The 12,589-nt window shown below is 47.0% G+C and carries 10 protein-coding genes; 9 read left to right on the plus strand and 1 reads right to left on the minus strand.

Annotation, left to right across the window (positions count from 1 at the left end; all coding sequences use genetic code 11):
• Positions 1-32 precede the first annotated feature (32 nt).
• The 5 genes from GWR21_RS27515 (at position 33) to GWR21_RS27535 (ending at position 3,992) form a co-directional block, all read left to right on the plus strand.
• Positions 33-482 (plus strand): helix-turn-helix domain-containing protein, encoded by a 450-nt coding sequence (locus GWR21_RS27515; protein WP_162334919.1) that lies wholly within the window; start codon positions 33-35, stop codon positions 480-482.
• A 101-nt stretch (positions 483-583) separates the two neighbouring features.
• Positions 584-1,342, plus strand: a complete 759-nt coding sequence (locus tag GWR21_RS27520; RefSeq protein WP_162334920.1) for an SDR family NAD(P)-dependent oxidoreductase — start codon at positions 584-586, stop codon at positions 1,340-1,342.
• A 616-nt stretch (positions 1,343-1,958) separates the two neighbouring features.
• Positions 1,959-2,621, plus strand: coding sequence for a DUF4272 domain-containing protein (locus GWR21_RS27525; protein ID WP_162334921.1), 663 nt, complete (start codon positions 1,959-1,961; stop codon positions 2,619-2,621).
• A gap of 97 nt (positions 2,622-2,718) precedes the next feature.
• A complete protein-coding gene (locus GWR21_RS27530; protein ID WP_162334922.1) occupies positions 2,719-3,588 on the plus strand; it encodes an alpha/beta hydrolase in 870 nt (289 codons plus the stop codon).
• A gap of 116 nt (positions 3,589-3,704) precedes the next feature.
• On the plus strand, positions 3,705-3,992 hold the full coding sequence (locus GWR21_RS27535; protein ID WP_162334923.1) for an ArsR/SmtB family transcription factor: 288 nt from the start codon (positions 3,705-3,707) through the stop codon (positions 3,990-3,992).
• A gap of 151 nt (positions 3,993-4,143) precedes the next feature.
• Here GWR21_RS27535 and GWR21_RS27540 read toward each other — a convergent pair whose 3' ends face one another.
• Positions 4,144-5,469 (minus strand): APC family permease, encoded by a 1,326-nt coding sequence (locus tag GWR21_RS27540; protein WP_162334924.1) that lies wholly within the window; start codon positions 5,467-5,469, stop codon positions 4,144-4,146.
• Between the two features lie 234 nt (positions 5,470-5,703).
• Between GWR21_RS27540 and GWR21_RS27545 the strand changes: the two genes are divergently transcribed.
• The 4 genes from GWR21_RS27545 to GWR21_RS27560 all read left to right on the plus strand — a co-directional run bounded on the left by GWR21_RS27545 (position 5,704) and on the right by GWR21_RS27560 (position 12,523).
• Positions 5,704-6,309 (plus strand): RNA polymerase sigma factor, encoded by a 606-nt coding sequence (locus GWR21_RS27545; RefSeq protein WP_162334925.1) that lies wholly within the window; start codon positions 5,704-5,706, stop codon positions 6,307-6,309.
• A gap of 215 nt (positions 6,310-6,524) precedes the next feature.
• Complete coding sequence (locus tag GWR21_RS27550; RefSeq protein WP_162334926.1) at positions 6,525-7,484, plus strand: FecR family protein; 960 nt, start codon at positions 6,525-6,527, stop codon at positions 7,482-7,484.
• A 104-nt stretch (positions 7,485-7,588) separates the two neighbouring features.
• Positions 7,589-10,873, plus strand: a complete 3,285-nt coding sequence (locus GWR21_RS27555; protein WP_162334927.1) for a SusC/RagA family TonB-linked outer membrane protein — start codon at positions 7,589-7,591, stop codon at positions 10,871-10,873.
• Between the two features lie 33 nt (positions 10,874-10,906).
• Positions 10,907-12,523, plus strand: coding sequence for a RagB/SusD family nutrient uptake outer membrane protein (locus tag GWR21_RS27560; RefSeq protein WP_162334928.1), 1,617 nt, complete (start codon positions 10,907-10,909; stop codon positions 12,521-12,523).
• Positions 12,524-12,589 lie beyond the last annotated feature (66 nt).

Here is a 12,589-nt window from a genome sequence, read left to right on the forward strand (position 1 = left end):
AAGTGTAAACTTGCGCATTAAATAGTTAATCAATGATCACAGTCCTGCCAGCGCCGTCCGGAAACAATATCCTGTTAACGGGTGTTTCAAAAGAACAAATGGAAAAGATCAAACTGCCTAAGAAATATATCGGCCGTAAGGAGGAGATATTCCAGGGCTATATGCAGCTGATAGATCAGCATCTGGCTGATGTGCTGTCTGGTAAGGTGGAGAAGATGTTTGAACTGAGAGACTTTGCAGCGGCACTCTTCATTCATCCCACACACCTCAGCAATGTTATCAAAGAACATACCGGCTATCATCCCTGCTACTTCTATGAGGAAAAGCTACTGAAACTGGCGAAGGAGCTGTTGCTGGACAACCGGTACAGTATCGCTGACGTCGCAGCGCTGCTCACATACGATCCGTCTAATTTTACCAAATGGTTCAAGTCATTTGAACAGATCACCCCTACGCAGTTTAGGCGCATGCATGCCGCCTAAGCGATCAGAATACTGAAGTTGCTACCATTTTTACTGAACCTGTTACCATAATCAGGTGGGGCGGAAGGCTGAATTTTGTACTGTCATCAAACAGTATAAAAATGAAAACAAAGAAGATAGCACTGGTAACAGGCGGTAGCCGCGGATTAGGTAAGAATGCGGTGATAGAACTGGCAAAAGATGGGCATCATGTCGTGTTCACCTATCATAGTAAAAAAGAAGAGGCGGCGGCAGTAGTCGCTGCTGTGGAGGCGTACAACGTATCTGCTGTTGCGTTGCAGCTGGATGTGGCAGACAGTAAGTCATTTGCAGCCTTCAGAACAAACCTGCAACAGGTGTTAAAGGATCGATGGAACGCGACACATATTGATTTCCTGGTGAACAATGCCGGTATTGACCGCTATTCTCAATTCCCCGATACCACAGAAGAAGACTTCGATGCCCTGATGAATGCACACTTCAAGGGAACTTATTTTCTCACACAGACATTACTGGATATACTGGCAGACGGTGGCCGTATCGTGAATTTCTCTACTGGTCTGGCGAGATTCGTGACACCAGGTTATGCCGCTTATGCTTCTATGAAAGCAGCAGTCTATAATCTCACGAAATATCTTGCGAAGGAATTAGGCAAAAGGGGGATCACTGCGAATGTGGTGGCACCCGGTCCGATAGAAACGGATTTCACCAGGCATGCTTTTGAGATACCGGGCGTGAAGGACCATCTGGTAGGGCAAACAGCATTGGGCCGTATGGGCGTACCGGATGATATTGGCGGGATTGTCGCATTCCTGTGCAGTGAGCGGGCCAGATGGATCACAGCGCAGTGTATAGAAGCGTCGGGAGGGCTGTTCCTATAGTTGACAGTAAAATAGAAAAGCGGTGCGCCATAGGTGTACGGCTTTTCTGTTTCATCATACCGGACAGAGACTGCCGGCCTTTCCAGGCGCCCTGGTGGGCGATGGGACCGTTGACTGGCAGGTTTTGCCGACCGGATCAAAATGGGAGCGGACGTGTTTCTGACACCTGGGGTGTCGACGATCCTGACCATACTTGTGGTAAGTGACCAGGTGATCAGGGCATCGCTGACCAATCAGGCGAAAAGTTTAAAGACAGCGTGAAAGCAGTATAACATGTATATGTGATGGAGAGCGTTATACGGAGATATTATGATAAAATATAGCTGGATAGGAATACCCAGCCGTCATATCTCACGTTATGAAGAGACATGCTTCCGCATGTCTATCAGACCCACAAGATAGTGCCCCATATTGTAAAAAGCTATTAAGGACTTGTTAAAATCCGGCCCTCTTCCGGAATATTGCGGGAAACTGATCATGTGTACTTTGAGAGAAGACTACCATTTTCGTTGTAAACAGGGCTGCATTATTCACACGATCAGATATCGGCATAAATTGTATATTTATGGCGTAATATCCTGTGAAATAATTATATAGTAGAAGTCCAATCATATAAATGCTAGCAACACGAATTACCAAAATTGAGGAAAGACTCGCACAACATGGCATCAATAATTACCGGATCGCTCATCCCGAATACCTGAATTTTGATCACCAATTATTTGCGACACCAAGAGAAGTAGGGGCCAGAGTAATGATCCTGCTTGCGATAGCCTACACGATACAGGACAGCTCGAAGAAATTCGGGATTGTCAACTGGCTGAAGAATGAAGATATCTGGTCACAGGTAAGTGACAAGGAAGCTGCCTATCTCTGTAATAATACCGCGACGGAAGATGTGATCATGGAACTGTCCTGGAGGATAGAGTCCGCCTATATACTGGCCTGGACGCTGGGGCTGGTGCAGGACAGGCCTGTGCCGGGACTGGAAACCAGCGCTGCGCAGATCAGTGAACTGGTGACCCGTTTGCCGGCATTGGGCGACAAACTGGAAGGCTTCCTCAACAGTGTGTATTTCCGTAGTACAGAAGATATCTATGATGAAAACATCTTTTATGAGATGACCACCACCCATTACAGAGATACCCTGTTCACCGGCCATAAAAGCAAGGCCGATGTACACGTACCTGCGTCTTTTGAACGCCACCTGGCCCTGAACTGGCTGAGGCGCTTCATGAATATTCGTGACTGGGACGCAACGGATACCTCTACCATGTAATCTTCCATATCAGGAAACAGCATAATGCCGGATGCCGTTTTTGTATTGTAAAAATACGGCCTGTAAAGCCTATCTTGTAAGTAAACCAGAATTACTTATGCTACGCAGGTCCGTTTTACTGACATTGCTTTGTCTGATGTCAGTCTCCACGCTTATGGCCCAGGATACCGCCAAAACTTTCTATTTATGGCCCAATGGTGCTCCCGGATATGAAAACCGCAGGAATGAGCCAGAAGTGGCTAAAGATTACTATGTCAGGAATATTCATTATCCTTCCGTCACTATCTACCTGCCACCAAAGGAAAAGGCGACGGGTGCAGCCGTGGTGATCTGCCCTGGCGGCGGTTTCCGGTTGCTGGTGTATAACTCAGAAGGAGTGGCGCCTGCCCGTTTCCTGAACAGTATAGGTGTAGCAGCGATCATTCTGAAGTACCGTCTATTCCGCGAGGAAAACTCTCCGTATACCCTGGAAAAAGAGATCCGCCAGGATGCCTACCGCGCGATGCGTTTTGTGCGCAGCCATGCAGGTGACTGGAACATTGACACCAACCGGGTGGGCATATGGGGCTTTTCTGCCGGTGGGGAAGTGGTATCACAGGTAGCATACGGTCCCGGGTATGGTGATCCTGCTGCGAAGGACCCAATAGACCGCCAGAATGGTAAACCAGATTTTCAGATACTAGTCTATCCCGGTCCGCTCGGTATACCTGATAAAGTACCTGCCGATGCCCCCAGGGCCTTCCTGATCGCTGCCAATGAGGATGAATGCTGTTCCGTGCCGGTGGTTAGTCTCCTGGAGAGATACCGGCAGGCAAAGGTACCTGTAGAGGCACATATCTTCGCTCATGGCAACCACGCTTTTAATATGGGCTACCGGTCGGATCTGCAGTCTATCAAAGCCTGGCCACAGCTGCTGACCAACTGGATGGCGGATAGCCATATCCTGACGCCGGCCCCGGCTAAATAACAGCTGCTCCTGCACCTTGGCCATATGGAATAACATTGTTACTTATGACATTTAAATGACGTGACACTGAATTGTCATCTAAGTGCCATCTGGCAGGAATCGATAAATTTGCGATAATGAATAAGAAAGCAGACATTAAAAGGATCGAGAGAATTTCCAAAGCATTAGGTGACCCATACCGCATTAAAATTGTGGAAGCTATCCGGAGAGAGCAGGACTGGACACAATGTACTGTGTTACTGGAAATGCTGGACCTGGCCCAATCTACAGTATCCCATCATATCAAGCAACTGGTGGATGCGGACCTGCTGATCGCTGAGAAAGAGGGGCGTAATGCCAAATACAAATTAAACAGGGAGGTGTTCGCCGAATATATCAACTACCTGTCTGTATTCACCCTGTAGGGTGATATTCAGTAAAGCTCTTCGTAGCTTTTTTTTACCGTTTATATATCGAAATTCCTGAATGCTTCTGCTGTTGAAATAACCATGCTATGCAAGTGAACCATTTACCGGACAATGTTGTCTGGAATGCGTTACAAACGATGCGCCTGTTTTACAGGCTGTTATGTTGCCATCTCGATTTAATAATATACACCACCACACCTGCAGCCGTTACCGTCAGACCTGCCAGCATCAGATAAGGCCCGGTAGAATAGAAGATACACGCCCATATCAGCACCGCCAGTATCACTGGTACCGGATACAAAGGCATATGCCATTTGAAGAAACTACGTCCCTTTATCTTGCTTAGTATGATCAAACCGATCGCCTGACTGATAAACTGTATAAGGATACGCATCGCCAGAATCGCATCGATCACTTCCTGTATTTTAAACAGCAGACTGAATACAAATGCAATGCCTCCTAAAAATAATAATGATACATAAGGGAAGTTCTTGGTCGGATGTAAACGTGCAAATATTTTAAAGAAAGCACCGTCTTTGGCTGCCGCATAGGGAATACGGCTATATCCAAGTGTAGCGGAGAAAACAGAAGCAAACGCCACCCATAATATCAGCACGGTGATGATCCTGGCGGCGGTACTGCCTGCCAGTACTTCAATAAACTCACTCACCACGAAGCGGCTGTTCATGATCGTCTCCATTGGGAGTACGGAAGCGACGCTGATATTCATACACAGGTACAGGATAGTAATGCCGGCAATGGAGATCAGCATGCTACGCGGAATATTCTTTTCCGGCCGGGTGATCTCTCCGCCCAGGTGACATACATTATAATACCCCAGATAGCTATATACTGTTTTCACACTGGCATGACCCAGCGCGGCGACAAATGCATAGTTCAGCTCCAGTCCATCATTGACATGCCTCACCGGCTCCAGGAAGTTGCCATGAGCAATACCGCCGCCAATGATACAGGCCATTGTCACGAGTACGCCCATCCATAATAATACACTGATGCGCCCGATGGTTTCAATATTGCGGTATAACAGGAATACGATCAGTAATACCATACCACCGCTCACCGCTTTGGCGCCCCAGTAGCTGAGAGGAAGTATGTATTCTGTATAGTGGGCAAAACCGATAGCAGCAGAGGCAATGACCAGGGGCGCCTGGATCATGGTTTGCCATACGAAGAGGAAACTCATCAGCTTCCCTGTCCGCGGACCAAACCCCTGCTTCAGGAAGTTGTAACTACCACCAGCCAGCGGGAATGTAGCCCCCAGCTCACTCCATATCATCGCATCGATAAATGATAGGACAGCACCGGCTACCCAGGCATACAGGAAACCTGGCCCCAACATGATCTTAGCTACAGTGCTTAATACTATAAATGGGCCAATGCCCACCATATCCGTCATATTAATAGCAGTCGCCTGTAAAAGGCTGATGCGCCGGGAAAGTTCTGGTTGCTTCATTTGTATAGTAAAAATAGATATTTTGCCCGCTTATCCCGAAATATTTATTGAAGAATTTCAATGTTTCCAGTGGAGCCCCCTGTTAGCACGGGTAACAGCTATGCATAACTGTTATCAAAAGGAATAGGATAACAGTGTTAAACCCTTATTCGTGCATCCGTACTAATTAATATCACGCGTTAATAATTTATTAACGTACATCCAGCGACCGGATATATATTTTTACGCCCCGAAATGAGGCCATCAGATACTGTAGATAATTTATCATTGTTCTCTGCCGCAAAAGGAGAAGATACAAGCGCATTTAAAATCCTTTACCAGCGTTACTGGAAGAAGCTTTATATCAGCGCCTGTAAACGTGTGGATGCTGATGATGCCAAGGATATCGTACAGGATGTTATGTTGTCGCTATGGAGAAGAAAGCATGAAATTCAGATAGACAGTAACGAAGACCTGAGCCGCTACCTGTATTCCGCCCTGAGATACCGTATCATCTCCTATTACGCATTCAGTAGCGCCACTGTACAGATCCCTGAATGGTTCGATCAGCCTGTACACGCTTCTTTTGAAGATGCTTTCGATGTAATCAAACTAAAGCATCTCATCGACGGTGAAGTAGACCGTATGCCCGAACGTATGCAACAGATCTACCAGTTAAGCAGGGAAGAAGACCTGTCCGTAACTGATATCGCCTCCCAGCTGAACCTCTCCGAACAGACTGTCCGCAACCAGCTGTCGCTCGCTATGAAAAGACTCCGCGTCTTTCTGCGCGATCATCACCAGAGTGACCTCGTGATCTGCTCGATACTGATGATCGACGTGTTTACGGCTATTAAATAATCAGGAATTTCCTTTATTCATGACCTTACGACTGGCGAATGTTACCTCATTTGCCAGCTACTCACCGCTATTAATGTATCTGTACAACAGTATCAGCGTCACGCTAACCCTTTCCTGATGCCCTATTCCTGATTCGCATTCATCACTTAACATACAGTTAACATAGGAACCCGGTATGAAATCGTGTTTTCATGATGTAGTAGTATAGTAATGATATGAAATACCTGAAAATAAAACGCCTGTTCAGGAAATATCTGTCTGACAAGACGGCTCCTGAAGAGGGACAACTGGTGGAACAGTGGTATGATAAACTCGACAAACGGGCACCCATACAACTTTCCGCAGCTGAAGAACAAGCACTGGAAGAAGAAATGTGGAAGCGGATCGAGCCTATGCTATCGGCGCCACAGCGTTCCGTATCCAGATTATATACCTATATCAGTGTAGCTGCCAGTATTGCTGTATTAGTGTTAGCGGGCGTTCTCTACCAGAAACGTAATAAGGCCGTGGAACAAAAAACGGCTGATGTCAGTGAGCTTTTCCAGGATTATTACACCCGTACCGGCGAACGGAAGCAGCTGAGACTACAGGATGGTAGCGTGATCGCCATGAACAGCGGATCGCATATTCGGGTGTACCCCGATTTTAGTAAAGACCGCCGCGTCGATCTGACTGACGGCGAAGCCTATTTCGATGTACAGCATGATCCTGCACACCCGTTCATTATCCGTGCCGGTAAAGTTACTACACATGTCCTGGGTACTGCCTTCAATATAAGGGCATATAAGGAACTGAACGAAATATCTGTGGCTGTAACCGCCGGTAAAGTGCAGGTTGCTGATACCCTGCATACAATCGGTGTATTGGAAAAACAGCAAAAGCTGGTATTTGATCAGCAGCGGGAAACATTCGCTATCCAACACTTTACGGAAGATGTAGCTGGCTGGAAAAGCGGAAAGCTCATCATCAGAAATGTGTCATTCGAAGAAATGGCATTGCTCTTAGAAAAGAATTACGGCATCACACTCACCACTTCCAATGCCGGCATACGTAAGAAGAAATTCACTGCAAGTATTCCTTCTTCCCTGTCCGCAACAGAAGCCGTAGAGATCATCGCATCTATTTTTAAACTTAAAATGAAACAGGGAGGAGACACTATCGAACTATACCGCTGACGCTTAGCCAGACAAAGAAGGCTTTGCTGCAACAAAGCCTTCGGAAACAGCCGCTGCAACGGCTTCTGCTCATTATTTTCTCAAATTAAAAAGCCATACAATGTATGAAAAAAAAGGGACAGTCCAGTAATAAGAAGAAAGATTTTATCATCAAAGCTATGAGATTAACATTTCTTTCCATGACTATTCTGCTTACTACTTCCCTGATGCTTTCTGCCAATGCCGGGAGAGGTCAGGAACTGAGTAAGAGAATTTCAGTGAACATCCGAAAAGGATCACTGGAAAAAGCGTTAAAGCAAATGGAAACACAGTTGAACCTGAACTTTGCCTATGATCAGCAAATGGTTCAGCGTTATCAGACTGACGAACACAATTTCCAGGATCAGCGCCTGGATGGTGTGCTCACACTATTATTTGACGAGAAAGACCTTTCCTTCCGTGAAGTGAATGGTGTGATCGTGATCAATGCAGTCAGAAAAGAACGTATTGTAAAACAGGCACAGGGCAAAATTCAGGGTAAGGTAGTAGATGAACAGGGTGCCCCACTGCCCGGTGCCACGATTAAGATAGTTGGCGGTACGCAACACGCCATCAGTGATGCGGACGGTAACTTCTCCGTGTCCCTCGAACCTGGTGTATATACACTTGAAGTAAGCTTTATCTCATTTAAAGCGCAGCGTGTACAGAACATCGTCGTAAAAACCGATGCTCCTGCTATGTTAACCGTTCGTATGAAAGCAGATATGGGATCCCTGGGTGAAGTGGTCGTAGTAGGTTACGGTACCCAGAAACGTAGTGAAGTCACCTCCGCTGTGTCTACTGTAAAAGCAGACAACTTTAACAAAGGGGGTATCAGGTCTACCATGGAACTGATCCAGGGCAAGGTACCTGGTCTGAACATCACCAAAACACAGGGAAATAACCCGAATGCGGGTGCTTCTATCCAGCTGAGAGGTGTTACCTCACTGAGTGGTACAACTGCGCCCCTGATCGTTATTGATGGTATTCCGGGCGGTAATCTTGATCTGTTGCAGCCAGATGATATCGAGTCATTCAGTATACTGAAAGACGGTTCTGCTGCGGCTATCTATGGTACCAGAGGTAACGCAGGTGTTATCCTCATCACCACCAGGAAAGGTACTGCCGGTGATCCACGCTATGAGTATAACAATTATTTTCAGCGCGACTACACTGACAAAAAGCCCGACTTCCTGTCTGCTGAACAGTTCCGTCAGAAGATCTCAGCAGGTATTATCTCTCCCACATCAGACCTGGGTGGATCTACCAACATGTACAATGAACTGATCAATAAGAATAACCTGAGCCAGTACCATAACCTGTCTGCTTCCGGTGGTAGCGAGAAGTCCAACTACAGGGCCTCTCTTTACTACAACGATTTTCAGGGTATTGCTCAGCAGAATGGCAGAAAACAGGCCGGTGGCAGATTGAACATCAACCAGAAGGGACTGAATAACAAACTGACCATGCAGGTCAACATGGTGGCCAATTTTAACAAGGCGAACCTCCTGGGTGGCGATGCCGGTTTCTTTGAACAGGCGGTGGCCTGGAATCCGACTGCGCCGATCCACAAAGCTGATGGCTCCTTCTATGAGATCAATGAATATTTTAATCCTGCCGGCCGCCTGGCTAATCGCCTGAATCAGCGCGACCAGCAGACTTTCGCAGGTGATGCAAGATTCTCGCTCGCGATCACAAAAGACCTGTCTGCATCCGTATTCGGTTCCTATCAGCGTGATAACTTCAATGATCGCTACTACCGTTCCATGTATGACTTTGAACAGCGTCCGGGTACTTCCTGGCAGGGTATGGGTTATGCCAGCAAGGGTAATGAGCTGAACTGGACAAAGACGCTCGACCCGACCCTCAACTATGAGCATAACTGGGGCGTACATTCACTGTCTGCTATCGCAGGATATAGTTATCAGTACAGTACCAGGGAAACTTTCAGTGCCAATAATAATGGTTTCACTACTGATGCATTCCTGGACTGGAACCTCGGCGCTGGTAGTGCCACCAATAACACGGCATTACCCCGTCCCGGCATGGGCAGCTTCAAGGAAGATAACATCCTGATCGCATTCTTTGGTCGTCTTAACTATTCCTATAAGAATAAATACTACGCACAGGTCATTATGCGTAGAGAAGGTTCTTCCCGCTTTGGGGCCAATAATAAGTGGGGTAACTTCCCCGCTGCATCCCTGGGCTGGACTATCACAGAAGAACCTTTCATGGATGATATATCCTTTGTTGATAACCTCAAGCTGCGTGTGGGGTATGGTGTAACGGGTAACCAGGGTATTCCGAATTACCGTTCCCTGATCACGCTGGGTACCGGTGGCGTCTATCCGCAGAATGGTATCTACCTGCAGACTTACGGCGCTTCCCGTAACCCTAATCCCAACCTGCGCTGGGAAAAGAAACTGGAATGGAACTTTGGTCTCGACTATACTATCCTCAATAACCGTATCAGAGGTTCCATCGATGTTTACTCCCGTGAAACCCGCGACCTGCTCTATAACTACGCAGCACAACAGCCGGCCTTCGTCCGTGACGGATTGTATACCAACGTTGGTACTATCAAAAACCATGGTATCGAAATCCTGATCAGCGGTACGCCGGTGAATGGAAAAGACTTCCAATGGAATGTGGACCTGACGGCTAACTCCCAGTTCAACAAACTCTCTAAACTGTCTAATCAGCAGTTTAAAGCTACCTACCTGACCTTTGCTGATATCCCTAATCCCGGTGCGATGGGCCCTGCTATCCGCCTGGAAGAAGGTGGTGCGGTAGGTAACTTCTATGGTAAACGTTTTGCCGGATTTACAGAAGATGGTAAATGGTTGTTCTACAAAGCAGATGGCACCAAAGCACGCGCTTCTGAGATCAATGAGAACGACAGGACCATCATCGGTAACGGTGTGCCTAAATATAATGTGGGTCTGAACCAGACCTTCCGCTATAAGAACTTCGATCTGACCATGCTGTTCAGAGGTAAGTTCGGTTTTGATATACTGAACCTGCAGGAGATCTTCTTTGGTAACAAAAAATACCTGCCTAATAACATTTTCAACAGCGCCTTCGATAGACATGCGCAGCTGAACGACGATCCTCAGTACTCTGATTACTACATCGAGAAAGGCGACTTCGTGAAACTGGATAACCTTACACTCGGCTACAACGTGAAGGTGACATCTCCTTATGTGCGTAATGTAAGAGTGTTCGTGTCCGGCCGTAACCTGCTGACCTTTACCGGTTATAAAGGTCTGGACCCGGAACTGGAAGATACCGGCTTCACTACCGGTGTAGACACAAGAGGTTTCTATCCGAGAACACGTTCCTGGACGATCGGTCTGAACGTTGGATTCTAAGTAATAAGAGGTATTCACAACAAAAGGTAACAAATGAACTATCTGAAAAAGTTAATATACTGCTGCGGCATCGGCTTACTGTTAGCGCAGGATTTCGGTTGTACGAAACTGGATGAAACAATATACAGCGAGGTCTATAAAGAAAACTTCTATAAAAGCAGAACAGAAGTACTGCAGGCTGCCCTGCGTCCAATGACGCATATGCAGTCATGGATCGCTCCTATCCGTGGAGATGGCTACTACTATCATGCAGAAATGAGTTCCGACCAGGTGGCATGGCCACAGAAAGGCCGTCATGCATATGATAATGGTGACCACATGAGACAACACTATCACACCTGGACAACCAATGAAGGCAGGATGCGTAATGCATGGGTAGGTATGTGGACTGGTGTGGGGTATTGTAATGCGGCGATCGAAGACCTTGCATTACTGGATTACACCAAGCTCGGTATGCAACAGGCGGAAATGACCGCTATACTTGCCGAACTCCATGTACTCAGAGCATTCCACTATATTAAACTAATGGACCTCTGGGGTAATATCCCGGTGGTGACACAGGTAGGTAAACCGGCTAACCCACCTACACAGCCAAGAAAGGAAGTATTTAACTTCATCAGAGCAGAACTGGAAAAATATGTACCGCAATTGCTGCCTTACAGCCAGGAACTGGTAGGACGTATCGGTCAGACCGGCGGTTATGCGATGCTGGCGGAAGTATATCTGAATGCCGAGAAATGGTCCGGAACGCCGATGTGGGATGAATGTATCGCTGCCTGCGATAAGATCCTCAGTGGTGATGCGGGTGGCCTGGGTGGTAAGCCAAGACTGGCGCCTAACCTGACAGAGACCTTTGCGAATACCAACAGGACTGCTCCTGAAGCGTTATTTCAGTATGCCTATAGCAACAAAGGTGGTTTCGTATGGGACTGGATCCCTTTATTCGGCTTCAGCAACATGAGCGCTGCACTGGATGTAGGATATGCGGGTAACAATGGTTATGTCGTGATCCCTTCCTTCTACGACACCTATGCTGAGAATGACCTGCGCAAGAAAGAATGGTTCCTGTTCGGTCCCCAGTATAAATACAATACAACTGATCCGATCCTTGGCACTGAAGAATACAATGGTAAGCCACTGGTATATGTCAACTACATCAGAAGAGCCAGTGAGAACAAAACCGAAAGCACCATGGCTACCGGTGAAGAGAACAGCGGCGCACGTTTTAATAAGTATAAAACAGGTCGCCTGAGTGATCCTAACTACCGGGAGAATCATTTCATGATCTACCGGCTGACGGAGATCTATTTTGATAAGGCAGAAGCGCTGATGCGTAAGAACAGGAACGTAGCGACACAGGAAGCGGTAGACCTGATCAACGCCAGTCGTAAGCGCGCGTTCACAGATGCTGACTGGGCAACTGCTGCATATACTGTAGCGACGTTGACGATGGATGAGTTCCTGGCAGAGAAAGGACGCGAATTTGTATTTGAAGGCAGACGCAGGACAGATATTATTCGTTTTGGCAGATTTAATACCGGTGCCTGGTGGGATCACACTGCTACAAACAATGTCAATAAAGAGATCTATCCTATCCCAAGCACGCAGATCGCAAACAATACGAATCTGAAACAGAATGATGGGTATTGATCCGCGTGATCAGCTTTTTTAATAGCATGAATGTTTCGATGAAAAAGGCCGCGCCATTCCTGGTGC

It is taken from the genome of Chitinophaga agri, assembly GCF_010093065.1.
Classification (GTDB): Bacteria; Bacteroidota; Bacteroidia; order Chitinophagales; family Chitinophagaceae; genus Chitinophaga; species Chitinophaga agri.

Coding starts and splice junctions, on each gene's coding strand:
- GWR21_RS27515 (WP_162334919.1), top strand. CDS start 33: ATGATCACAGTCCTGCCAGCGCCGTCCGGAAACAATATCCTGTTAACG.
- GWR21_RS27520 (WP_162334920.1), top strand. CDS start 584: ATGAAAACAAAGAAGATAGCACTGGTAACAGGCGGTAGCCGCGGATTA.
- GWR21_RS27525 (WP_162334921.1), top strand. CDS start 1,959: ATGCTAGCAACACGAATTACCAAAATTGAGGAAAGACTCGCACAACAT.
- GWR21_RS27530 (WP_162334922.1), top strand. CDS start 2,719: ATGCTACGCAGGTCCGTTTTACTGACATTGCTTTGTCTGATGTCAGTC.
- GWR21_RS27535 (WP_162334923.1), top strand. CDS start 3,705: ATGAATAAGAAAGCAGACATTAAAAGGATCGAGAGAATTTCCAAAGCA.
- GWR21_RS27540 (WP_162334924.1), bottom strand. CDS start 5,469: ATGAAGCAACCAGAACTTTCCCGGCGCATCAGCCTTTTACAGGCGACT.
- GWR21_RS27545 (WP_162334925.1), top strand. CDS start 5,704: ATGAGGCCATCAGATACTGTAGATAATTTATCATTGTTCTCTGCCGCA.
- GWR21_RS27550 (WP_162334926.1), top strand. CDS start 6,525: ATGAAATACCTGAAAATAAAACGCCTGTTCAGGAAATATCTGTCTGAC.
- GWR21_RS27555 (WP_162334927.1), top strand. CDS start 7,589: ATGAAAAAAAAGGGACAGTCCAGTAATAAGAAGAAAGATTTTATCATC.
- GWR21_RS27560 (WP_162334928.1), top strand. CDS start 10,907: ATGAACTATCTGAAAAAGTTAATATACTGCTGCGGCATCGGCTTACTG.